Here is a 25,181-nt window from a genome sequence, read left to right on the forward strand (position 1 = left end):
TCATAATATAAGCAACAATCAATATATTTGTATTTTAAATTAATACTGATACGCTATGAAATACATGATTCTCTTTTTGACGCTGTTTATATCAACAGTCCTATCGTCGCAGAATATGACCAAAGGCAAAATTGATACTTATGATTTAGATAATTATCATATTTCCAATTGTAAGGTAACGTGGATTAATATATTCGAGACCAATTTATCTGCAAAAGAAATAAAGAAGGCTATAGAACTTAAGAATATTACTAATTTTAAAGAATTCGATGACAAGACCTTATTAGGCGAAGTATCTAAAATATCTGTACTGGGAGGTCGGTGTAATTATAGGGAATACATTCGTGAAGCTGTAAGTTACAAAGTTAGAATAGATATTAAAGATGGAAAATATAGGGTTACCATCAGTGATGTATCGCTCTATTCTTTTGAGAATAAGGCATTATACAACCTGGAATGGTACGTTTTAAACAAAGAATGCGAATTTAAAAATCCGTTAGGTATTTCCAACAGTATCCGTAAAATACTAACATGTTATCTACTTGACACTTACACTATCTCCGAAAGCAACGAAATGGATAATTGGTGAGATTCTGTCAAAAACAATCTTTCGAAGATATCTTGTCTCAACTCTAAAACCGTCTATTATGTGTAAAATAGTATTGAAATGACTCTGGATATTTTACTAATTATTATTGGATCGTTAATGCTTTTGGTCGGACTGGCAGGCTGTCTGCTGCCAATCTTACCCGGACCACCTTTAAGCTGGTTGGGCTTGGTTGTTCTGAAGTTTTCCTCCTCTTTTACTGAGGTACTTTCTTGGAGGGAGGTCTTGTTATGGGGTGCACTTGTCGTTATTGTAACTTTAATTGATACAGTGCTTCCGGTATTGGGAAGTAGAAAAAAAATTTAAATGAATCGTTCACTTTAAATCATAATTGCATATGCTGCGTAATTATTTTTTACTAGCTGCCTTATTAACGTCTTTATCCATTCAAGTCAAGGCTCAAAAAGTTGATTATGTATTGGTAGTCCATGGAGGTGCGGGAAACATGAAGGATCTTGAAAAAGATTCAATTCATGCAGCAGCATATTATGCAGCTCTTGATTCTGCTTTAGAAATAGGAAATGAAATCCTTGCCAAAGGAGGTGATGGCGAATTGGCTGTGTTGTCAGTGGTTAGTTATTTCGAACAAAATCCACTTTTCAATGCAGGTATTGGTGCAACATGTACAGCCGACGGTCAATTTGAATTAGATGCATCAATAATGCGTGGAAAAGATTTAATGGCTGGAGCCGTGGCTGGGGTGAAACTTACCAAGCATCCGATCAAGGCGGCACATGCAGTGATGACTCAAACTCAGCATGTAATGTTAAGCGGCGCCGGAGCTGATCACTTTGCTTTGGAACATGGCCTTGAGATGGTTGATGATAATATGTATTTTGCCACCCCAAAAACAATGGAATGGATTGATAAACTAAAGCAAGAAAGCAAAAAAAACGGTACTGTAGGTTGTGTCGTTCTTGACAGCAAGGGTAACCTTACAGCTGGGACGAGCACGGGTGGTATGTTTAAAAAACAATGGGGTAGAATTGGCGATTCTCCATTAATTGGAGCAGGAACCTATGCTGATAATGCCAGTTCTGCCGTATCCTGTACAGGACATGGTGAATACTTTATCCGCCATATTGTTGCATATAATTTATGTTCGCGGGTTAAACTGCTAAAGGAATCTATTCAAGAAGCAGCCGATCATATAATTTTTGAAGAGTTGAATGAAAAAGAGGGTAACGGAGGGCTAATCGCCGTCGACCGGAATGGGAATATTGCCATGTCATTCAACAGTAACGGCATGTTTCGTGGTTTTATTAAAAAAGAAACAGGAAACAGCAATATCATTAAGAAGATCGGAATCGGTAAAGTTCTAAAATAAGATTAGATAAGATGGCTGATCTTATTCATCTTTTAGTAGAGAAACAATAAGTGCTTCCATTTTTAAAGGAGATGTGATTGGTGCAAATCTTTTTACAGGTTTACCATGTCTGTCTATTACAAATTTTGAAAAATTCCATTTGATTTTATTTGTAATGAAACCAGGAAGTGCGTCTTTTAGATAATTAAACAACGGGTGAGCATTGGGACCATTAACCTCTATTTTTGAAAACATTGGAAAGCTTACTCCATAATTAACAAGACACCCTTCTGAAATATCTTTATCCGTACCAGGTTCCTGCTGGCCGAATTGATTACAAGGAAATCCTAAAATAACCAGGCCATCTTCTTTGTATTTTTTGAATAGCTCCTCTAACTGAGCATACTGAGGGGTAAAACCACATTTACTAGCTGTATTTACAACTACAACAACCTTGTTCTTGTACTGATCCATGCAAATCTCTTTACCCTTTAAAGAGAGAGCACTAAATGAATAAAATATCTTTTCCATACTTATATATCGCTTACAATACAAATATACAAATAAACATATCGCATGCGATCATTATTAAGCAAAAAAAGATTTACAAAACACAATTTATGCTAACAACACGCAAAATAACAAACTTAACCCTTACATTTTTGGTTAAAGGATCAAGGACAAAAGAGATGAAACAAGCAACATGGATTAAATATCTTAAGGTTGTGTTACCGATATTATTTATCGGGTATCTTGCATGCATCATATCGTTTACCCATGTACACATTGTAAATGGGGTAACTATAGTCCATTCACATCCCTATAATAAACAAACCAATCCTCCTTCTGATCACCAACATACAGGTCAGCAGTTGCAGCTTTATCAACAGTTTTCATCCATCCAGGCTGAAGGAGATATTTATTGTTCTATTCAGCTTACACCTACCTATGTAAATGAAACTATCCTATTGTTTCCTTCCGTAAACAATATGTTTATTCTTTCTCCTACGGATGCATTTAATCTGAGAGCCCCTCCCTCTAATTTATAACTAGTTTTGCCAATAACCCTGTTTCTGAAAGTATAATTTTTTAGACAGATTAAACTTGTCGAATGCATATCGAACATATCATATATGTTCTTATATGATTAAGTTGATTGGTGTATTGGTTTTACAAACAAGACAACTTATCAATTATTTACAACAGGTATTCAAACAATTCTCAAATTTAATAGAATATTAATGGTTTGTAACGGGCATAGATAATCCGCTAAGTAAGAGGCAATCTCGTGCAAGAAGTTATATCCCATAAACTAAATACAATTCATATGAAACATTATGTAGTTATATTATTTTGCATCATAATTACACACATAAATGCTAAAAACATTGATCCGGAATATAATAAGTCGGATGCAAACATATTCGGACATGTGGTAGATAAAAAGACCAACGAGCACATACCATATATCAATATTGTTATAAAAGGCACAACCATTGGAACAACGACAGACGCTTCAGGGCATTACCTTTTGAAAAATTTACCGGAAGGAGAATTTACATTGGAGGTTAAAGCTTTAGGTTATAAAGCGGTTTCGAAAGAGGTTGCACTGAAAAAAGGTAAAACCATGGAAGTTAATTTCGAAATTGAAGAAGATCACATTGCTTTGGATGGTGTAGTTGTTTCTGCAAACAGAAGCGAAACATCCAGACGAACGGCACCATCATTGGTGAATATATTAGATGGGAAAGCCTTTACTGTAACAAACTCTCCCACGTTAGCACAAGGGCTTAATTTTCAACCAGGGCTACGTGTCGAGAATAATTGCCAGAATTGTGGGTTCACCCAGGTACGAATAAACGGATTAGATGGAACTTATTCGCAGATACTTATTGATTCCAGACCTGTATTTAGTGCCCTATCCGGGGTTTATGGATTGGAGCAGGTACCAGCAAACATGATTGAACGCGTAGAGGTAATGCGCGGAGGAGGTTCTGCTCTGTTTGGATCATCTGCAATTGCAGGTACAATTAATATTATTACAAAGGAGCCTTTACGTAACAGTGGAGAAATAAATCATACAATTCAATCGATTGGCGGGAGTTCTTCGATTGATAACAATACCTCAGTTAATGCTTCTCTTGTGACAGACAATCGGAAACTGGGTTTATATTTATATGGTCAGAATCGGAATCGAGATGGATATGATCACGACGGGGATGGTTTTACAGAAGTTCCCAAATTAAAAGCTCAGACGATTGGTTTACGATCGTATCTTAAAACCGGAACCTATTCAAAATTATCGTTCGAATATCATCACATGGAAGAATTCAGGCGTGGAGGTGATCTATTGGATCGACCAGCACATGAAGCGTTTATTGCAGAACAATTAGAACATTCTATTGATGGAGGCGGAATAAAGTTCGATCTTTTCTCGAGTAATTACAAACATAGGTTTAATATCTACACTTCGATTCAAAATGTGGTGAGGGATAGTTACTACGGCGTTGGTCAGGACCCCAATGCATATGGCTATACAACAGGTTTAACATGGATTAGCGGGTCACAATATGCAGTGAGTTTTGACAGGATGCTCTTTTTACCGGCCGATCTTACCGCAGGCGTCGAATACAATTATGACAGGTTAAAGGATCAAATGACAGGTTACAATCGCTATACCGATCAAAAAGTTGAAATAGTAAGTGCTTATCTTCAAAATGAGTGGAAAAACAATCAATGGAGTTTCTTATTGGGTGCCAGAATGGATAAACATAGTCTTATTAATCACGCAGTATTTAGTCCGAGGTTGAATATTCGCTATAATCCGGTTGAAGACATCAATGTCAGAGCCAGCTATTCCGAAGGATTCAGGGCACCACAGGCATTTGATGAAGACTTACATATTGAGTCTGTCGGAAGTGGATTAATGTCAACCGTTCGAAATGCTGAAGGATTGAAAGAAGAACGTTCGCGCAGTATAAGTACATCCATCGATTATTATCACCGGTTTGGAAATGGAATCCAGGTTAATCTATTGGTAGAAGGATTTTACACGAATCTCAAAAATGTTTTTGTTTTGGAAGAGGTTGGTTTGGACAGCAACGGTCTATTAATCAAAGAACGGCAGAACGGATCGGGAGCACGGGTCAAAGGAATGGTATTTGAAGTCAGGTCTGTATTGAACGCATGGTTGCAAATGCAAGGAGGAATCACCTGGCAGCAAAGCCACTATAAAAAACCCGAACAATGGAGTACAGATCCTACAGTAAAAGCCGAGAAACAAATGTTCCGTACACCAAATTCTTATGGATATCTCACGTCCACAATAACACCCATAAAGCATTTTTCTGCCTCCATCTCAGGCACCTACACAGGAAGCATGTTGGTGCAACATCATATAGGATCGGGTGTTAATAAAGATGTAGCAGTTAATACCCCTGACTTTGTAGATGTAAATTTAAAATTAAGTTACGAGTTCCCATTATACGACGAAGTTAAACTAGAATTAAGTGGAGGAATCCAAAATTTGTTTAACGCCTACCAGAAAGATTTTGATAAAGGTAAAGACCGGGATTCCGGATATATATACGGGCCGTCATTGCCTCGCAGTTATTTTGGGGGGATTAAGCTTCTATTTTAACTACTCCGGTTATATAGAAAGAGGTCTGTTCTACCCTCCTTCTATATAACCTATTTTTCTTGTTTCAATAAGATAATTGATGTGCTTTTTGGATTTTAGAACTTTTAATCCGATTTGATCTTTGTGAATCATAGGCCGCCTGGACCTGATCAAGAACACGAAAAAAATTCTTACCCCATATCTTCTCAATATCGTCTTCATTGTACCCCCTTTGAAGAAGGGCAATCGTAATATTAATCATATCATTGGCTCCGTTAATTCTGGCTATACCGGCACCTCCGTCAAAATCAGATCCTATACCAACATGGTCAATACCTGCAATTTTTATAGCATGCTCAATATGATCTATATATTGATTGAATGTTGCCTTATCCTTACTTACATTTATATAGCTGGCAAACGGACAAACCTGTATGACTCCTCCTTTGTCCGCCAGGGCCTTTAACTGTAAATCAGAAAGGTTACGATCATGGTTACAAAGAGTACGGGTTGCTGAATGTGTTGCAACTACAGGCTGTTTAGATGTGTGGATTACATCCCAAAAAGTACTATCACTGGCATGTGAGATATCTATTAGAATTCCCAAGCGATTCATCTCCTTTACTACTTGACTACCAAATGGACTTAATCCACCCCACTCCTTTTCAATCTTACGATTTGAAGTATCACAGATATCATTATTTTTTGTATGACACAACGTCATATAAGTTACCCCCATAGATTTAAATAGAGATAAATTTTTCAGATCTTTTCCAATTCCATATCCATTTTCAATTCCAATAAAAATAGCCTTTTTACCATCCTCTTTTAGAAGCTGTGCCTCTTTAGCTGTTCTCGAAATTCCACAAACCTCAGTATTCATATTTACTTGTTTATAAATTCCGTTGATGAGATTTGTTACAGCTGATACTGCTTTTTCGGATGACTCAACATCCCGGTTTCCCTGACTTATAAATGCTGCAAAAAAGATGGCATCTAAATATCCTTCTTTCATCTTTGGAATATTTATCTGATTCGTATCACGTTTCCCCATATTAAAATTTGAACGACGAAACCAAAGAGGCGTATCACAATGAGTGTCGACCGATAATATACGCTGGTGAATTGATCTGGCCTTTCTGTAATATCCAGCCTGTGTTATTAAATACTGAAAAATCTTACCCATGATTGTATCGCCACCATTAACCATTGCTTCCGGATGCCATTGAACTGCAAGCATAGGTCGGCCATCAGTCGTTTCAATTGATTCTACAATCCCATCGGACGCATAGGCCCCGACCTTAAAACCAGGGGCAAGCCCCTTGACTGACTGGTGGTGAAAAGAGTTTACCACAATCTGGCTATCCCGACCTATGATACTACTTAGTAAAGACGAGGACAATACATCAATCGAATGGGTACCTGAGGATTTGGGTGCTGATTGTAAATGTTTCACAGAAGAGGGATGCTGGGTAGGAATATCCTGATAGAGGCTCCCTCCAAAAGCCACATTCATGAGTTGCTCACCACGACAAATACCTAAAATGGGCATATTCCGATTTGAAGCCAGTTGAATTAACATCAAATCGTATACATCTCTTATGGAATCTACGGCTCCTATCTGCTCAATCGGATATTCATTGTATAAATGCGGCCGGATGTCCTCACCACCTGTCATTATAAGTCCGTCAACATTCTCTAATAAAATTCGGACAGTTTTGGCATCTGTCATCAAAGGAATGATGACTGGCAATCCGCCGGCCTTTAATATAGCATTCACATAGGTACCAGATACACTGCTTCCCCTATCACCATATTGGGAAGAAGAAAGAGCAATTAGGGGGATACTATGTTCAGAATTAGGAGACATAACAGAGTAAGACTCATCGCAAAGATTTTTTATATGCTTCAAGTCAGAACATTGTGCAACGCTTTTATCAATGCATGAAAAGAACATAAGAGAGGCAAATACTAGAATCACTTTTCTCATACAAACAGGTATTTATTTGTAAAACCGGATTACATTGTTTGTTTCGTTTATCACCCATAAAAATCAAAATCCATTCGCAGGATTATACTTCTCAAGCGATAAATTACTGTTTAATTTTACAAAAATACATTATCAAAACGTAAATGAGTATAATTATGTTTCAATTATAATATATTGAGTCTTTTTTTGAATAAACAATCCCTATTTTTGCAGCAAATTAAAATAAACAGATATGATAACCTATTTATTGATAGCCGCTACAATACTAGTATCTTACCTTTGCTTCAAAGACCATTCATTATTTAATAAACTCTCTTTTATTCCTTATCGCGTTGTAAAGAACAATGAATGGTACAGACTTATTACACATGGCTTTGTACATGCCGACTATACCCATTTATTGGTTAACATGTTTACATTTTGGTCGTTCGGAACATATATGGAGCAGGTTTTCGCGGTAAATGGATTTGGCTGGATTGCATATCTTGCACTTTACTTCGGAGGTATGGTAATAGCATCTGTTTACGATATAATTAAAGAGAAGAGGAACCCTAACTTTATATCCATCGGTGCATCGGGTGCAGTTTCTGCAGTTTTGTTTACATCGATCTTTTTTAATCCGTGGGGGAAAATACTTTTTTTTGCTGTTCTGCCAATTCCTGGCATTATCTTTGGATTTATTTATCTTGCTTATTGCCAGTATATGGCTAAACAAGCTGGAGATCATATAAATCACAATGCTCATTTCTACGGAGCGGTTTATGGGTTCGTGTTTCCTTTACTGCTAAACCCCGGACTAATACATAGCTTCTTAGCACATTTTTCTTTTTAATCGGTATTGACAATTCTTAATTCATAGAGTATAGTGATGAAAATAAAAATTATAGTTCTGTTTCTTTTAGTTTCTGTTTTTGGACATGGACAGAATACAAAATATGTAAATCTATTTATGGGAACATCTGGCGACAACGGGCAGTTAAGTCCGGCCGCAACGGTTCCTTTCGGGATGATAGCTGTTGGTCCGGACAGTAATCCCAGAACTCATGCGGGATACGATTATGCTATTGATAAAATTTCAGGGGTATCTATCAATCGGCTGTCTGGTGTAGGGTGTAGTGGTTGCGGAGGTAATCTGAGTGTCCGTACTTCGGCTCCGGATCAAGAGTTACACATTATTAAAAGCACAGAAAAAGCGACACCCGGATATTATGAAGTCACTTTTAACAACGGTGTAAAAGGATCTTTCACAGCTACAAACAATATGGCTGTCCAACAGTACGACTTCGGAAAAGATGCTGACCGATCGATATGGATTAACTTTGCCTCTTCATTTGAAGGGATGGTTGATTGTGAATTTAAATTAAAATCCAATCATGAAATTATCGGGTTTATACAAGCACGGAATACTTGTGGTCACGGAATGTATAAACTCTATTTTCACTTGTCATCCAATGAATCTTTTTCGATTGTAAAGGGAAAGGATAAAAGTTATGAAGCAGAACTTCGTTTTGAGAAAAGTGAAAATCCGTTAGAGCTACGTATTGCTGTGTCTCCACTGGATGCTGCAACAGCTAACCTGGAAGCAAAACAAAGTGAATCATTATCCTTCAAACAGCTCAAACTGCAGGCAAATAATCTCTGGGAGAACAAATTAAATAAAATAAATCTAAAGGGAGGAAGCAACGATGACAGGATGATTTTTTATACTTCACTCTACCGTATCTATATGAGTCCGGCAGATGTTACCACCAACGACCACCGTTATCTGGGATCAGATGGCCAGATTTATAAAGCAGATGGCTGGCGATATTTTAGCTCGTGGTCAATTTGGGATACATTTCGCAGTAAATTCCCTTTGCTTGTTATTACAGAGCCTACATTAATGCGGGATATATGCCGCTCATTACTATCACTATATCGCACCGGTAAAAAAAATTGGTCAACAGTTTTTGAGTCAACCCCCACTGTACGTACTGAACATGCATCTATATTGCTGCTTGATGCATATCGCAAAGGAATTCGTGATCTAGACTTTGCAATAGGATATGAAGGTATGAAAAAAGAGGCAGACGAGCTACCAATGGCATCTCCAGACCAAAAGTTGGAATCGGCATACGATCTTTGGGCATTATCCCAAATTGCAGGTATAATGGGTAATAGCTCCGACGAAAAAAAATACCGGGAACAATCGGAGAAATTATTTGAAGACACATGGACAAGGGAGTTCATGCAAATCACCCCTGCATTTGAAATAATGAAAAATAATGGACTATATCAAGGTACGCGTTGGCAATATCGTTGGGCTGCCCCCCAGTATATAGACCAAATGATACGTTGGATAGGCAAGGACACTCTTAGCAATCAGCTCTCATACTTTTTCGAAAAAAACTTGTACAATCAAGGAAATGAACCGGACATTCATGTTCCTTTTTTATTCAATAGATTTGGGAAACCGGAATCTTCCCAACAACTGGTTCGGTATCTGCTTACTAAAGAAATGACTCATCGTTATGGTGGCAATTCAGAATTTAAGATTCCTTACGTTGGAAGAGCCTTTAAAAATCATCCGGAAGGTTATAGTCCGGAAATGGACGAGGACGATGGAACGATGAGTGCCTGGTATATATTTGCCTCAGCGGGATTTTATCCACTCCTGGTGGGAGGAGACAGTTATGAATTAGTTTCTCCGATTTTTGACAGTATATCCATCGACATGGGTAACGGAAAGACATTTGAGATAAAAACAAAGGGACGTAAAACAGCCGAAGATATAATCAAGCGAATTACAATGAACGGCAAGGTAGTTTCAAATTATTCCATATCTCATGGGGAGATGCTAAAAGGAGGAACTTTATTATTTCAGTACTAATCATCCAACAAACATTTATTTATATGATTTTATCATATAAATAAGTTTCAGTAATATTACGATCATTTTTATATAATATAAAACGGATAACATTCAGCCGTATGCTCTGAATGTTATCCGTTAAATTCAAAGATATTTAATAAATAAATTATCTAAAATAACAACAAAGCAGTAAGGCACAAAGCAAACAGCAGTACATTTCTTCCGGTATAAGCCAATGTAACATTCAATGCTTTTCCTTCAAGAGAACATAATTCTCGCCATGTTTGGTAAAACATCACAAAAAAGATTCCAAACAATGCCACTATCCATGCAGCGCTCTGCATTATTAATGGAATGACCAATAAGATTGGCACAACTCCATTGAACAGATAAAACCAACGGCCGAATCTCCTGCCAAACAACACAATAGTAGTACGCTTGTTAACTTCCTTATCTTGAAAATAGTCACGATAATTATTCACTATTAAAATATTAACAGAAAGAAGCCCCATGGCAACAGACAATATTAATGTCAACAAGGTAATACTACCTGCTTGTACAAAATAAGTGAAAACAACCGGAACTATACCATAGAATAATAATACACAAATATCACCAAGACCATTGTATGCTAAAGGAAACGGGCCAGCCGAATAAGCCAATACACATACTGCAATTGCAATTCCTACCGGAAGAAGCACCCAGCCTCCATAAAACAATAGCAATAATCCGCACAAACAAGCGAGTCCCAAAGTAATAAACGTAGCTATAAGCATTGTTTTAGGTGCAATCCATCCAGAGGCCACTGCACGTTCGGGGCCTAAGCGATCTTCTTTATCCGCCCCTTTCTTATAATCGAAATAGTCGTTTGCAAAGTTACTGGCAATCTGCGACAGTAAGGCGACCATAAGACAAATTACTGCAGGAGCCATTTCAAAGGCACCATCACGATAGGCCAATGCCGATCCAACCAAAACAGGACTCAAAGAAGCTGGCAATGTCTTGGGACGGGCTGCTTCTATCCAAGCTTGTATAGGAGTTTTATTCATTTCATAAAATTATATCCAATGCATCTGACGCAAAACCGGTCTTGCTGCGGGCCTCTTCTACCGAAGCACCACGAGCAAGTAAAACAGCCATACGACGGTGACCGTGAACTTCCGGCTTACCGAAAAATCTCATTTGTGTATCGGGCTGGCTTAATACCTGATCCAAATTACCAAGTTGCAATTGATTGCTATCTCCTTCAACTACAATAGCACGTGAAGCTGATGGTCCGTGAAAAGTAATATTTGGAATAGGTAATCCAAGTACCGCACGAGCGTGAAGGGCAAACTGTGACTGATCCTGCGAAATCATAGTTACCATCCCTGTATCATGGGGTCGAGGAGATACTTCACTAAAAATCACATCGTCTCCTTTTATAAACAATTCTACGCCAAAAATACCTCTTCCTCCCAAAGCATCCGTAATTTTACGGGCAATTTCGCGAGCCTTTTCTTTAGCAGAAGAAGTCATTTGCTGGGGTTGCCATGATTCACGATAATCTCCATCCACCTGAATATGACCAATTGGCTCACAGAAAGAGGTTCCATTGATATGACGAACTGTCAGTTGTGTAATTTCATAATCAAAATCGACAAAACCTTCAACAATCACTTTGCCTGCTCCGGCACGACCACCTTCCTGGGCATAATCCCACGAATGTTGTATATCTTCTTCTTTACGGATAACACTTTGTCCATGACCAGACGAACTCATAATAGGTTTAACAACGCATGGCATGCCAATCGTTTTAACAGCCTCCGAAAATTCTTCGAAATCACTGGCAAAACGATAGGGTGAAGTAGGAATATTCAACTCCTCTGCTGCGAGACGTCTAATTCCTTCTCTATTCATCGTTAGATAAGTGGCTTTTGCTGTAGGTATAACATGGTATCCCTCTTTCTCAAGCTCCATTAACGTAGTAGTCGCTATAGCTTCCACCTCCGGAACAATATAGTCGGGTTTTTCTTTTTCAATAATCTCTCTCAAACGGGCACCGTCAAGCATTGAAACTACATATGAGCGATGAGCCACCTGCATGGCCGGTGCATTGGGGTATTTATCCAAGGCAATTACTTCTACTCCGTAGCGTTGCAATTCAATTACAAATTCTTTACCAAGTTCTCCTGATCCGCAAAGTACTACCTTTGTCGCACAAGGGGACAGAGGGGTGCCTATCTTTACCATAATGTCAATATATTAAATTTTATGCAAAAGTACCTGTTAATCTAAAATTGTGCAACCCGAAAGAAGAAAAACTTATTTAAATCCCTATATTTGCAACATGAAAAAATTGTTTTATCTGATATTACTTTTCTGTGGCATATTCTTGCTGAACCCGGATCAATTCGGGTCCGGTAATGACAAGTTTGCTGCATCAAATAATGAAGTAGTAAAAGAAAAAAACGATTATTCAGACATACAAGATCGCATCATGACTCTCAAAAGCGATCTAAGCACTTCAACTTGTTTAACTCCACGAACAGTTCAGCTTACACCTTCTTTTTTATGCGAACGAATTACCCGCCTGGCTGAGAAGATCCTTCAGGATGTCCGGATCAAGGAAGAAAATTTATTACGCAAAACCTCTGAAGGAGTAGCGCTGACCGAATCGTTGCTAGTTTCTGCCTTGCGTTCCAGTGCAGGATATCATGTATTTGCACTGCGAAAGATTATTATTTAGATCGTTAATATTCATATGTTTATTATTTGTGTGTGAAAAAATTCATACACAATATATATATGCTCTGTGTAAACTATTCATAAATAGAGCAAATCTATGATTATTAACTATTTAAATATCAAAATTATGGCAACAAATAATTCATCAAAGTTCAAAACATATTTCTACATAGCTCTTACAATTCTTGGCTGTATTCTGGCTTGTTCATCAATTATCCCCAATGTATATTTGAAACTGGTTGTTGTAATGGCATCCTTAATTATAGGTATATATGGCATCTCAAAGAGCTTGAGCAAATCTGAGTCAAAAGAATCCAGCGAAAGTAAATAAATAGATATAAAAACATATTAATTCATACTAAAATGAAAATAAACAAAGACTTGATTGATGCCGTGCTGATGCTTTCTGTTATAGGCCTGGTATTGGTAGGCACATCAGAATTTAACGATGAAACTGCAAAAAACATCACGATGATCGCTTTAGGTATTTCTGCAGTCACCACACTTGTATTAAGACTTATTGGAGGAATTAAAGAATCCGGAAAAAGCGGTCATTCTCATTAAGATAAAGCTCCTTTAATTTCAAGGAAAATGGCTGTTGATATAAATCAACAGCCATTTTATGTTATTATTAGAATAACACATTATTAAACACTGCTTTGTTTTTTAAACAAAGACGCGCACGAAGTCCATTAATACGAATCGTATCACCAAACTATTTTATTTTTTCCGTATATAGGTTACAAACGTATATGGATAAGCATGCTTTTCATCTGCAGGAAAGTCCTGACGTTCCGTTTCTATCCATTCACTATAATCTATTTCTGGAAAAAATGTATCAGCGTCTTCAAAAGTATGGTGCACAAGGGTCAGGTACATTTTGTCGGCAATTTTAAGTGCCTGCCGATAAACCATCGCCCCTCCTATCATAAATACTTCATCTTCGTTTTCACAAAGATTCAATGCGTCATGCATAGATTCGCATGCAAAACTATCCATAAAAATAGCTTCAGGTAAAGTGGTAAGAACTACATTCTTCCGATTAGGCAATGCCCCATTGGGCAAAGATTCGAATGTTTTACGTCCCATCACAACAGCATGGCCTGTAGTCAAACTCTTAAATCGTTTCATGTCGTAAGGCAAACTCCATAACAATTGCTGATTCTTTCCAATTGCATTATTATCTGCAATCGCTGCTATAATTGAAATCGTACTCATAATATAGAATATTAATGTATCACCAGATTCAAACGGACACTTCTCCCTTAATATGCGGATGTGGGTCGTATCCTACTAATTCAAAATCCTCAAACTTAAAATCAAAAATACTATCCACTTCCGGATTTAACAACATCCGAGGCAATTTACGAGGCTCTCTTGTGAGCTGTAATTTTACCTGCTCGAGATGATTGCTATATATGTGTGCATCGCCCAAAGTATGGACAAAGTCGCCAGCCTGTAAGCCGGTAACCTGCGCCATCATCTGAAGCAACAAGGCATAAGATGCAATATTAAAGGGAACTCCTAAGAAAATATCAGCACTGCGCTGATAGAGCTGCAAGCTTAATTTACCATTGGCAACATAGAACTGAAAAAAAGCATGACAGGGAGGCAGATTCATGTTTTCAAGATCGCCGACATTCCACGCGCTAACAATTATTCTCCTTGAATCAGGATTGTGTTTAATTGCATGTACAGCTTCACTTATCTGATCTATAGCCCCTCCTTTATAATCGGGCCACGAACGCCACTGATATCCATAAATATGACCTAAATCACCATTGGAGTCAGCCCATTCATTCCATATGCGAACACCATGATCCTGCAGATATTTTGCATTAGTATCCCCTTTAAGGAACCAAAGTAATTCATAAATAATGGATTTCAGATGCGTTTTTTTGGTAGTCAGTAAAGGAAATCCTTCCGACATATCAAATCTCATCTGATGACCAAACACACTCAAAGTTCCGGTACCTGTCCGGTCTTCTTTCTTAACTCCTTCAGCTAAAACCCTTTCCAGCAATGATAAATACTGTTTCATGTCGTAAAATATAGTCCAGGCTGGCAAATGTACAAAAGTTATATGACTCTGCAAACGAAAATATTTAAATAGTTTTTAGATAAGACATTAACTTTTTGTTATTCAAAGCATATAATTTATGATAAAAGTATACCTTTGCAAGGATTGTTTAATTATTAAAAAAAAGTCCTATTGAGATGAAAAAACTTTTTATTACAGCTCTTGCTGCATGTACACTGTTTGCATGTACACAAAAAAAAGAAGAGGCCACACTTTCCGGTCTTTTAAAGTCGAATTTCGTTTCTGAAGTAGAAGGTAAACCTACTGCATTATACGTGCTGAAAAACAAAAATGGTTTAGAAGCTTGTATCACCAACTATGGGGGCAGAATGGTATCATTGATGGCTCCGGATAAAAACGGAAAGATGACTGATGTAGTGCTTGGATACGACAGCATATCCGACTACTTGAAATCCGATGGTAATTTTGGAGCCTTGATCGGTCGCTACGGAAATAGAATCGCCCAGGGTAAATTCTCTTTAGACAGTGTAGAATACCAACTTCCTCAAAACAACAACGGTCATTGTCTACATGGTGGACCAGAAGGTTATCATACCAGACTTTGGGATGCAAAACAGTTAAACGACCAGACACTGGAACTTACCTATCTATCTAAAGATGGCGAGGCAGGATTTCCTGGTAACCTGCAAATAAAAGTTACATATACCCTGACTGACGACAATGCCATCGAACTGGCATATGAAGCAGAAACAGATAAGCCAACGGTAGTTAACTTGACAAACCATAGTTATTTCAACTTATCTGGTGTACCGGGTTCTACAATTCTTGACCACGACATCAGGATTAATGCCGACACCTATACTCCGGTGGACAGCTTGTTGATTCCTACAGGTGAAACACCGTCTGTTGAAGGTACCCCCATGGATCTGCGCAACCCCATTGCTATTGGTGCACAGATAGACTTAACATTCGAGCAATTGGTTAAAGGTCGTGGCTATGACCATAACTGGATCTTAAACTCTAAAGGAGATATTAATGTATTGGCAGCCAAAGCCACCAGTCCGACTAGCGGAATATCGCTTGAAGTTTATACTTCAGAACCTGGGGTGCAATTCTATACCGGCAACTTTATGACAGGTGAAGACAAAGGTAAAGGTGGTACTGTTTACCCTCATCGCGGTGCATTCTGTCTTGAAACACAACACTATCCAGATAGCCCTAATCAACCGGCCTTCCCCTCGACTGTACTCAGACCAGGTGAAAAATACACTAGCAAATGTATTTATAAACTGGTAGTAAATAAGTAAACAAATAAAATTGGCGGAGTATCCAAATCGGAACTCCGCCTATTTTTATCTGCTTTGCAATAGATTATTACAATGTCTTCTCTATTTTTTCCATTAATTCGGTAAATTCCTTATCGGTATATCCTTTACCGGCATAAAGTACTTTTCCATCTTTACCAATTAAGTAAGTACGGGGAATTAAATTCTTTGCAAAAGCCCCGAAAATAGCCCTGTTCTTATCGGGATACAATGGAAATGTAAACCCTTTCTTTTCGTTGTAGGTAGCCAATTCCTTATCTGAATGCTCCCGGCCAATTACCAACATCTCAAATTTATTATTGTCTTTGTACTTGGGCCATAATGTTTGTTGAACCGATGCAAGTTCTTTCTGACAAGGAGGACACCACGTAGCAAAAAAATTGATCAGTATTACTTTCCCTTTAAACTTATCCGAACTAATTACCTCGCCATTATCCGAAACAATAGAAAACGCAGGCATTTTATCTCCAACCTTTACCAGGTCATCATTGGGACTTTGTGCTTTTGCTCCAATAAAAGTAAGGGCTAGGATTGCCGTCAAAAAAAGATTCTTCATATTCAGTTTTTATTATATTTAGCATGCTGCAAATATACATTAATCTTGCAAACGAAAATCCAAATTATATAACTTCCTAAATTTATCGGCTTCTTTCATTATCTTTGTAACTCATTTAATGAAAAAATATGATCGACCAACCTACAATAGATAGAATCCTGGATGCTGCAAATATAGTTGACGTAGTATCCGAATTCGTTACCCTCAGGCGACGGGGAGTGAATTATGTAGGCTTATGTCCGTTCCACTCAGATAAAACTCCCTCATTTTACGTTTCACCTTCAAAAAACATTTGCAAATGTTTTGCTTGTGGCGAAGGAGGCACTGCTGTGCACTTTATAATGAAGCACGAGCAGGTGAGCTACTTTGACGCTCTGAGGGTGCTGGCAAAAAAATACAATATTGAAATACAGGAGCGTGAACTTACCGAAGCCGAAAAGCAGGTAAAGAACGATCGCGAGAGTATGCTGATTGTAAACAGTTTCGCTCAAAAGTATTTTTCTTCCATGCTTCACGAACATATGGAAGGTAAAAGTATTGGCTTGAGATATTTTGTTGAAAGAGGTTTCAGGGAAGATATTATACGAAAGTTTCAGCTGGGATATAGCCTGGAACAACGAGACGCCCTTTATCAGGAAGCAACCAGGAGTGGTTATAGAAAAGAATTTCTGGAAAAGACCGGACTGATCATCACCTACGACAATGGAGGGGTGGCCGACCGTTTTCGCGGACGCGTTATCTTTCCGGTTCACACATTGAGTGGCAAAGTGGTGGCTTTTGGAGGGAGAATTCTAAAAAAAGACGAGAAGACTGCTAAATACGTTAATTCTCCAGAAAGCGAAATCTACCATAAAAGCAACGAGCTGTATGGTATTTATTTTGCCAAACAGGCTATTGTTAAAGCCGACCGCTGTTTTTTAGTTGAAGGATATACCGATGTGGTATCTATGCACCAGGCGGGTATTGAGAATGTAGTCGCATCTTCCGGCACAGCTCTTACGCCCGGACAGATCAGGCTGATTCATCGCTTTACAAACAACATAACAGTATTATATGACGGAGATGCTGCAGGTATCAAAGCAGCTCTTCGCGGTATTGACTTGTTACTGGAGGAGGGTATGAATATCAAAGTGGTTCTTTTACCGGACGGAGAAGATCCCGACTCGTTTGCACGAAAACAAAACGCCAGTCAGTTTACCGAATTTATTCAACGGAATGAGACTGATTTCATCCGGTTTAAAACGCAGTTACTGCTGGATGATGCAGCGGGCGACCCTATAAAACGATCGAATCTTATCTCAGATATTGTTCGCTCTGTTGCCATTATTCCAAATGAAATTGCACGCTCTGTGTATATACGGGAATGTAGTTCTATGTTGGAAATAGACGAACGGGTGCTGTTGAATGAAATAGTAAAGATAGTCCGTACTAAAAATGAAAAGCAGGCAGGTGTGGCTCCGGTACAAGAGGTTCCGGCAACCCCAGTACCAGACTATCCTCCTTTACCCGAATATATGGACGAAGGAATGCCTTTTGAAGCTCCCCCATTCCCTCCCGAGGGATATCTTCCGGAAGAGGCTGTTATTCAGGCCGGGCAACAAATCCATCAGCCCTCCCTGCGCAGGCCTTCTCCCTATGAAGTGTACGAACTGGCATTGCTTCGTTACGTTGTTAGGTACGGCGAATCTGTTTTATACGATTATACTGATACTGAAACACAACAAAATATAGTTATAAAAGTAGCAGAATTTATTAAACACAGCTTGGAGGAAGACGATCTTACCTTCTTGAATCCGATGTACAGACAAATGTTGGAATCTGCTGCCGCGATGTGTCCTTCATCCGGATTTGTATCTTCGCGTTACTTTTTAAGTCACTCCAACCCCGATGTAAGTAAGTTGGCAGCCAATTTGTTAAGCGATAAATATCAGCTTAGTAAATATCACACCAAATACAGAGAGATTGAAGAGGAAAAAGACAGACTTGAATCGTTTGTATTAAGGGATTTGTATGCTTTGAAAGATGCTTACATAATAAACCGGATAAAGGATACACAGCAAAAGCTGAAAGAGGCGCAGAAAGAAAAAAATATGGATAAGTCGATCGAGCTTATGAAAGAATTATCAAATCTGAATGCCATTAAAAGTGCGTTAGCAAAAGAATTAGGTGAAAGAATCATACTAAAAATGTAAAAACAATTGTAACATGAATTTTTTAGAAACCAATGACGTGGTTAAACAGTATGCTAACCATCTGGCCCTGAATAAGGTGAGCATACAAGTACCCCAAGGCAAGGTATTCGGACTTCTTGGTCCCAATGGAGCCGGAAAAACCACTTTGATCAGAATTATCAACCGTATTACGGCACCAGACAGCGGGTCAGTATTGTTTAATGGAAGGCCTTCCATGCAGGAAGATATTTTTAAAATTGGCTACCTGCCTGAAGAAAGGGGATTATACAAAAAAATGAAGGTGGGTGAACAAGCCCTATACCTGGCACAATTAAAAGGTCTGGATTATTTTGAAGCTAAAAAAAGACTTAGCCATTGGTTCGAGAAATTCGAAATAATGCCCTGGTGGAACAAGAAAGTTGAAGAGCTTTCGAAAGGTATGCAACAGAAAGTACAGTTCGTAATAACGGTGATTCATAATCCCGAACTATTAATTTTTGATGAACCTTTCAGCGGCTTCGATCCTGTAAACGCTGATTTGCTTAAGAAAGAAATTTTAGAACTCAAGGATGCCGGTCACACCATCATCTTTTCTACGCACAACATGTCGTCTGTGGAAGAAATATGCGATGAAATAGCATTAATAGATCATGCACAGGTAGTGTTATCCGGTCATGTTACAGAAGTAAGGGAACGTTTTCGCACCAATACATTTAAAATAAAATTAAAAGGTACCGCCCTGCTGTCTTCTGCCGATCAGTATTCCATACTATCGCAAAAGCAAGGACAAAACTCATTGGAAGTATTGCTTCGTAAAAGCAATGATGTAAGCAACGCTGAGCTGCTTATGTCTATATTGAAGCAGAATGAAATCATTGCATTTACAGAAGAGCTACCTTCTATGAATGAAATTTTTATTAATACCGTTGCAGGTAAAAACAAACCACAAATATGAGTAAAATAGGAATAATCATCAAAAGAGAATATCTGAACAGGGTAAGTAAAAAATCGTTCCTCATCCTCACGTTTCTTACTCCGATATTGTTTTCAGCCCTTATATTTGTCCCCCTCTGGCTTTCATCTATCAAAGGAGATGAAGTTAAGAATGTAGTAATTTTGGATCGTACAGGTGTGTATGCACCCTTATTCGAAAATACGGATAATTATAAATTCATAGCAGGTACCGAGTCTTTGGAAAAATATAAATCATCTGATGACAAATCTGTTTTTGCAATTTTAAGCATATCAGACAATTTATTGGAAAATCCTAAAGCGGCCACTTTATATTCCGAAAAACAGATTCCGGGAGAGCTTAGCAGGATCGTTAATCAAACCTTAAGCAGGTACCTTGAAAATGCCAAGATGGCCACCTATAATATTCCAAACCTGAAAGAGATTATTAAAGAGAGTCAGATCAAGTTTGAAATCAACACGATTAAATGGAGTGAAGATGGAGGCGAAAGTGAATCTTCCGCTTTGGTTGCATCAATAGTTGGTATGTTATTCACCGTTATTTCGTACATGTTTATTATGGTTTATGGGGCCATGGTGATGCAAGGAGTAATGGAAGAAAAAACCAACCGCATTGTAGAATTGATGGTTTCGTCGGTTCGTCCGTTTCAACTCATGATGGGTAAAATAATAGGAATCGGATTCGTTGGGCTCACTCAAATGCTTTTATGGGCCATTCTTACTCTGACATTGATTATGGGCGGTCAATTTCTCTTTATGGGGGGGACTGTAGATGCTCAAATGATGCAACAAGGAGCTATGATGAGTGCTAACGGAACGATGCCGGGGATGGCTGAAGCATCTCAGGAGCCAGCTGTTAAAATACTTGGAATGCTTCAGACGATCAACTGGGCAGAAATTGGCTTTTTCTTTGTTATCTATTTTATTGGCGGTTATATGTTGTATGCATCTGTATTTGCAGCCATAGGTTCTGCAGTTGATAGTCAGGAAGACACGCAACAGTTTATGACTCCCATTATGGTATTCATGATGTTTTCGCTCTACGCAGGAATTTATAGTATGGAAAATCCGGACGGACCATTAGCCTTCTGGTGTTCTATAATTCCTTTCACCTCTCCCATTGTAATGATGATTCGGCTACCCTTTGAGATTCCTTTGTGGGAAAAGCTTCTATCAATTGGATTGCTTTATATTACATTTATCGGCATTATATGGTTCTCTGCCAAAATTTACAGAGTAGGAATCCTGATGTATGGTAAAAAACCAACCATTAAAGAGATGATCAAATGGCTTAAGTATAAATAAATGTTCAACTATACGAATAAAAGAAAGAGGCAGTTCAACCACGAAACTGCCTCTTTCTTTTTCTATTAAACATCGTAAGTAGCATCAAGATGCTCTTTACATTTTATTTTCTTACGCCTTCAAAAACAGCTTTCCGCAAAGTTCCTGTCGTATCGTCGCCATCGTATTCCCAATACATGGCACCCAACATTCCCTTTTCAAGAATATAGCTACATTTAACAGCTATAGATCTCGGATCTTCGTATGTACAAACAATGCGCCCTCTATCATTGGTGATGTAGGGAACCAGCGCCTTATCATCCCAGCGCCAGCCATAACCCTCCAGATTCATAATATCTTTATAGTCAATAAAATCGGGAAGATATTCTTTGCCATGTCCATAGAAAGGGATTCCCATAGTTAATTTAGTAAGAGGCATACCTGCCTGCACATATGCCTCTACACATTCGTGAACCGACAAGCCACGTACCAGATGCGAGCGATATAGCGGCGCATGATGTACCGGAGGTCTGCCCATATCGTATGTCATTATATTAACAAAATCAACCACAGGCTCAATGGCTTTAAAATCAATATAATTAGCTGTAGCAACCGAAGCCAGCGTTAGCAACCGGTCGGCACCGATTGCCCGGCGGATGGATGTCATCAATAAGGTGAAATTCTCCTTATCCCCGGGCGACGACGAGATTCCTGCTGCCGAGCTGGTTGGGTACTCCCAGTCGATATCAATGCCATCCAGATTAAACTGATCGACCACCCGTTTACAATCTGCCGCAAATAGATTACGAGTTGTTTCGTTAGCAGCCATTTCACTAAACCGGCCGCTACCCCATCCACCCACAGACAGAAGCACTTTCAATGTTGGAGAATACCTTTTAAGTTGGGCAATCTCCGTAAGTCGGCTTTCATTGTCAATTTTCAATCCATCGAACCGCTCATTTACATGACCAAAAGCATAGTTGATATGAGTCACATACCGTGTATCGGGTACACTAGCCGACCACGATGTTACGTATGCCACGATGTAAGGCTTGTTGCTATTACGAAGCAACGGAAGAAATTCTTTTTCAAAAACCTCTTTACTGATTATTCTGTAATGAGGGGTATAATTGACTTCGAAAGCCTTACTGTGGTGACCAACAAACTCGCCTTTATCCAGGTTTGACCGGATAAAGAGCTTGTCGGCTTCATAATCGTCGAGCTGCAGATTCATTTTATCAATTACCTTCTGAATCTGCTCCCATTGTACAGCCCATTCCCTTACAGGCATAGGTTTGATACCATTTACACTGCGCACAAAAGCATCGAAAAAGGTCTCATAACCTATTTGATTCTCCTTGATTACAGAAAGATTGACCCGGTAGAAGTTACCTTCTCTTCCGGTTGGCTCACAGATCGCTCCAGAAGAATGACGCATTCCCGCAAGTTCCTTACGCAGATAAGCCCCGGACGAAGCCGTGTCGTTGACAAGGTGCCCGGGGCCATAAATATCTTGAAAGAAATTCTTATACAGATCTTTCAGCGTAGATTTAGGATATTGTTGTAATTGCCTTTCAACTGCGGTACGAACCGAAGCCTCAAACGGATCTGATTCGCCTGCGTAGACTAGCAATCCGATACATGCCATTAAGGTCAACAAAAGTTTTCTTTTCATAGGTAGTTTATTTTAATAGCTTCTCCAACGTTGCAGGCAATGCCTCTTCGCGGATATCCTTAGCAATAATTACACCTTCCGGGTCCAACAGAACATTGGATGGAATAGCTCTTACACCATAAAGCTCTGCCACTTCGGAATCCCAATATTTGAGATCAGACAGATGTGTCCAGGTAAGGTTATCGTCGCCGATGGCTTGCAACCATTTTGATTTATCTTCATCCAGAGAAATACCCACCACCGTAAAGTTTTTATCTTTAAAGCGGTTGTAAGTAGCCACTACATTGGGATTTTCCCTACGGCATGGAGGACACCAGGAAGCCCAGAAGTCGAGCAGCACATATTTACCACGGAAAGAAGAGAGCGAAACAGACACACCGGCTGTGTCAGGAAGCGCAAATTCCGGAGCAACCTTACCTATTTGAATATTCTCCAGGGTGGCGATAATTTTATCAAGATCCTGCAGATAGGGTGTAGCGTTAAGCTCCGGAGCGAATTTAGCACGGATCGTTTTAAGCTGATCCAGCGGAACACGATAGGTAAAGTAGCGATACAAGAAAAATGCTGCTACAGGCGAAGTCGTATTAGCAGTAACCAGACTATCAATGTTATAATTATCTTCAAGCACTGCTTCGGCATTACCCAGATACAAATCGTTTGCAGGAGAGTTTGTAATTGTTACAGCATCCAGGTCGTCTGCTATTTTAACCGTCATAGTTGCATTCTCCACAAAGAATTGAATAGGATACTGCATATCCTCTGTCTGTAATCCATACAGAGAAGGCATGTCCACTTTCCCTTTAAACGTAAACTTTCCATTTACGATCTGGGTTGAGTCTACATTGAAAAACATTTTATTACGGAACGATTTTAAATAGATCATCCCTTCGGATGTGTTGGCTAATTCGCCGTTAATAACAAAACCCTCCTCCTTTTTGGCGCAGGAGACAAATGCACAGATTGTAAGCAGGATAAGCAAATACCTTTTCATATTAACTAGTTTATGATTGTTGTAATGATACAAATATAATGAAAGTTCACGACTTACTTAGCACGTGCATATTGATATGGATACAATACCTCGTCGCCCGACTCCTTAGCTGCATGCAGGGGAAAATATGGATCGCGGAGCGACTGCCGGCCTATAAAAATAAGATCGGCCTTGCCTTGTTGTAAAATTTCTTCGGCCTGAGCAGCATTGGTTATCATACCTACTGCACCGGTAGCAATACCTGCCTCCTTTCTGATCCGGGCTGCATAGTGTACCTGGTAACCGGGGGCAACGGGTATACGGGCTCCGGACACGTTTCCTCCTGTGCTGCAATCGATCAGACAAACTCCGGCCTCTTTTAGTTGTGCCGACAAGCGCACCGTTTCTTCTATGTCCCATCCCCCTTCGGTCCAGTCGGTTGCAGACAACCTCACAAACAACGGATATCCATCCGGGCAAACAGACTGTACTTCGCGTACTACTTCCATAAGCAAGCGGCTTCGGTTTTCGAAGGAACCTCCATACGCATCGGAACGTTCGTTACTGAGGGGAGATAAAAACTGGTGTAAAAGATATCCATGAGCCGCGTGTATCTCTATTACCTTAAAACCGGCTTTCAAGGCTCTGACTGCAGCCAATTTAAAATCGGATTTTACTTTGTCGATACCTTCGGTGTCCAATGCCTGAGGAATCGATTCGCCTTCGGTAAATGGAATGGGACTGGGCGCAACGGTTATCCATCCACCTTGAGACGGATGCAACTGACAATCACCATTCCCCGGATCACTATGCGAAGCTTTACGTCCGGCATGAGCAAGCTGAATTGCTGCCACACTACCCTGACCATGTATAAATGTCGTTATTCGCTGTAAAGGTTCAATCTGGTGGTCGGACCAAATACCTAAATCTTTGGGGGATATTCTTCCTTCGGGAGAGACTGCTGTAGCCTCCAGGCAGATCAGTCCCGCACCGCCAACAGCCCTGCTGCCGTAATGAACAAAATGCCAGTCGCCGGCCAATCCATCTTCGGCCGAATACTGACACATAGGAGAAATCGCAATTCTGT

The 25,181-nt window shown here is 39.2% G+C and carries 23 protein-coding genes; 13 read left to right on the plus strand and 10 right to left on the minus strand.

The annotated features are described in order from the left end of the window. The first annotated feature begins 55 nt into the window (after positions 1-55). The 3 genes from AB7E53_RS01240 to AB7E53_RS01250 all read left to right on the plus strand — a co-directional run bounded on the left by AB7E53_RS01240 (position 56) and on the right by AB7E53_RS01250 (position 1,934). On the plus strand, positions 56-589 hold the full coding sequence (locus tag AB7E53_RS01240) for a hypothetical protein (RefSeq protein WP_446773682.1): 534 nt from the start codon (positions 56-58) through the stop codon (positions 587-589). 78 nt (positions 590-667) lie between these two features. Then, the gene (locus AB7E53_RS01245; protein WP_446773684.1) at positions 668-913 is read left to right on the plus strand and encodes a DUF456 family protein; all 246 of its coding nucleotides are present in this window, start codon (positions 668-670) and stop codon (positions 911-913) included. 31 nt (positions 914-944) lie between these two features. Next, a complete protein-coding gene (locus AB7E53_RS01250; protein ID WP_446773686.1) occupies positions 945-1,934 on the plus strand; it encodes an isoaspartyl peptidase/L-asparaginase family protein in 990 nt (329 codons plus the stop codon). A 21-nt stretch (positions 1,935-1,955) separates the two neighbouring features. Here AB7E53_RS01250 and AB7E53_RS01255 read toward each other — a convergent pair whose 3' ends face one another. After that, complete coding sequence (locus tag AB7E53_RS01255; protein WP_446773688.1) at positions 1,956-2,444, minus strand: glutathione peroxidase; 489 nt, start codon at positions 2,442-2,444, stop codon at positions 1,956-1,958. A gap of 158 nt (positions 2,445-2,602) precedes the next feature. Here AB7E53_RS01255 and AB7E53_RS01260 point away from each other — a divergent pair, with 158 nt between their 5' ends. Beyond that, positions 2,603-2,962 (plus strand): hypothetical protein, encoded by a 360-nt coding sequence (locus AB7E53_RS01260; RefSeq protein ID WP_446773690.1) that lies wholly within the window; start codon positions 2,603-2,605, stop codon positions 2,960-2,962. A gap of 278 nt (positions 2,963-3,240) precedes the next feature. Continuing rightward, positions 3,241-5,553, plus strand: coding sequence for a TonB-dependent receptor (locus AB7E53_RS01265; protein WP_446773692.1), 2,313 nt, complete (start codon positions 3,241-3,243; stop codon positions 5,551-5,553). A gap of 64 nt (positions 5,554-5,617) precedes the next feature. Here AB7E53_RS01265 and AB7E53_RS01270 read toward each other — a convergent pair whose 3' ends face one another. After that, positions 5,618-7,522, minus strand: coding sequence for a membrane dipeptidase (locus AB7E53_RS01270; protein ID WP_446773694.1), 1,905 nt, complete (start codon positions 7,520-7,522; stop codon positions 5,618-5,620). A gap of 232 nt (positions 7,523-7,754) precedes the next feature. Here AB7E53_RS01270 and AB7E53_RS01275 point away from each other — a divergent pair, with 232 nt between their 5' ends. Together AB7E53_RS01275 and AB7E53_RS01280 are read left to right on the plus strand one after the other, a co-directional pair. Beyond that, a complete protein-coding gene (locus tag AB7E53_RS01275; protein ID WP_446773696.1) occupies positions 7,755-8,354 on the plus strand; it encodes a rhomboid family intramembrane serine protease in 600 nt (199 codons plus the stop codon). Between the two features lie 36 nt (positions 8,355-8,390). Continuing rightward, a complete protein-coding gene (locus tag AB7E53_RS01280) occupies positions 8,391-10,391 on the plus strand; it encodes a glycoside hydrolase domain-containing protein (RefSeq protein WP_446773698.1) in 2,001 nt (666 codons plus the stop codon). 152 nt (positions 10,392-10,543) lie between these two features. On the opposite strand, the gene AB7E53_RS01285 is transcribed toward AB7E53_RS01280, so the two are convergent. Together AB7E53_RS01285 and purT are read right to left on the minus strand one after the other, a co-directional pair. Continuing rightward, positions 10,544-11,422 (minus strand): 1,4-dihydroxy-2-naphthoate polyprenyltransferase, encoded by an 879-nt coding sequence (locus AB7E53_RS01285; protein ID WP_179398541.1) that lies wholly within the window; start codon positions 11,420-11,422, stop codon positions 10,544-10,546. Between the two features lies 1 nt (position 11,423). Further along, on the minus strand, positions 11,424-12,605 hold the full coding sequence (gene purT, locus AB7E53_RS01290) for a formate-dependent phosphoribosylglycinamide formyltransferase (RefSeq protein WP_079684357.1): 1,182 nt from the start codon (positions 12,603-12,605) through the stop codon (positions 11,424-11,426). 97 nt (positions 12,606-12,702) lie between these two features. Between purT and AB7E53_RS01295 the strand changes: the two genes are divergently transcribed. Together AB7E53_RS01295 and AB7E53_RS01300 are read left to right on the plus strand one after the other, a co-directional pair. Next, positions 12,703-13,101 (plus strand): hypothetical protein, encoded by a 399-nt coding sequence (locus AB7E53_RS01295; protein ID WP_079684358.1) that lies wholly within the window; start codon positions 12,703-12,705, stop codon positions 13,099-13,101. Between the two features lie 362 nt (positions 13,102-13,463). Then, entirely contained in the window at positions 13,464-13,664 is a 201-nt protein-coding gene (locus AB7E53_RS01300) for a hypothetical protein (protein WP_079684359.1), read from the plus strand. Between the two features lie 156 nt (positions 13,665-13,820). Here the strand turns inward: AB7E53_RS01300 and AB7E53_RS01305 are convergent, their stop codons facing one another. Then, the gene (locus AB7E53_RS01305) at positions 13,821-14,318 is read right to left on the minus strand and encodes a dihydrofolate reductase (RefSeq protein WP_079684360.1); all 498 of its coding nucleotides are present in this window, start codon (positions 14,316-14,318) and stop codon (positions 13,821-13,823) included. Positions 14,319-14,346: 28 nt separating this feature from the next. Next, positions 14,347-15,141 (minus strand): thymidylate synthase, encoded by a 795-nt coding sequence (locus AB7E53_RS01310; protein WP_421467078.1) that lies wholly within the window; start codon positions 15,139-15,141, stop codon positions 14,347-14,349. A gap of 176 nt (positions 15,142-15,317) precedes the next feature. On the opposite strand from AB7E53_RS01310, the gene AB7E53_RS01315 reads away from it, so the two are divergent. After that, complete coding sequence (locus AB7E53_RS01315; protein WP_446773700.1) at positions 15,318-16,448, plus strand: aldose epimerase family protein; 1,131 nt, start codon at positions 15,318-15,320, stop codon at positions 16,446-16,448. Between the two features lie 67 nt (positions 16,449-16,515). On the opposite strand, the gene AB7E53_RS01320 is transcribed toward AB7E53_RS01315, so the two are convergent. Next, on the minus strand, positions 16,516-17,022 hold the full coding sequence (locus AB7E53_RS01320; protein ID WP_068187274.1) for a TlpA family protein disulfide reductase: 507 nt from the start codon (positions 17,020-17,022) through the stop codon (positions 16,516-16,518). Positions 17,023-17,150: 128 nt separating this feature from the next. Between AB7E53_RS01320 and dnaG the strand changes: the two genes are divergently transcribed. Genes dnaG through AB7E53_RS01335 form a run of 3 tightly spaced genes read left to right on the plus strand, consistent with a single transcriptional unit; the run spans position 17,151 to position 21,470 of the window. Next, positions 17,151-19,214 carry a DNA primase gene (dnaG, locus tag AB7E53_RS01325; RefSeq protein WP_446773702.1) on the plus strand — a complete coding sequence of 688 codons (2,064 nt, stop codon included), beginning with the start codon at positions 17,151-17,153 and terminating at the stop codon, positions 19,212-19,214. A 13-nt stretch (positions 19,215-19,227) separates the two neighbouring features. After that, positions 19,228-20,148 carry an ABC transporter ATP-binding protein gene (locus tag AB7E53_RS01330; RefSeq protein WP_446773705.1) on the plus strand — a complete coding sequence of 307 codons (921 nt, stop codon included), beginning with the start codon at positions 19,228-19,230 and terminating at the stop codon, positions 20,146-20,148. Beyond that, positions 20,145-21,470 carry an ABC transporter permease gene (locus AB7E53_RS01335; protein WP_446773707.1) on the plus strand — a complete coding sequence of 442 codons (1,326 nt, stop codon included), beginning with the start codon at positions 20,145-20,147 and terminating at the stop codon, positions 21,468-21,470. Before AB7E53_RS01330 ends, AB7E53_RS01335 begins: the two co-directional genes overlap by 4 nt. Before the next feature lie 103 nt (positions 21,471-21,573). On the opposite strand, the gene AB7E53_RS01340 is transcribed toward AB7E53_RS01335, so the two are convergent. From AB7E53_RS01340 to AB7E53_RS01350, 3 genes are all read right to left on the minus strand, one after another. Then, positions 21,574-23,124, minus strand: a complete 1,551-nt coding sequence (locus AB7E53_RS01340; RefSeq protein WP_446773709.1) for a glycosyl hydrolase family 18 protein — start codon at positions 23,122-23,124, stop codon at positions 21,574-21,576. Positions 23,125-23,131: 7 nt separating this feature from the next. Further along, entirely contained in the window at positions 23,132-24,115 is a 984-nt protein-coding gene (locus AB7E53_RS01345; RefSeq protein ID WP_446773711.1) for a redoxin domain-containing protein, read from the minus strand. 53 nt (positions 24,116-24,168) lie between these two features. Beyond that, positions 24,169-25,181: NADH:flavin oxidoreductase/NADH oxidase (locus AB7E53_RS01350; protein ID WP_446773713.1), on the minus strand; the 1,013-nt coding region annotated here is incomplete at its 5' end.

This window comes from Macellibacteroides sp. (assembly GCF_050251695.1).
Classification (GTDB): domain Bacteria; phylum Bacteroidota; class Bacteroidia; order Bacteroidales; family Tannerellaceae; genus Macellibacteroides; species Macellibacteroides fermentans.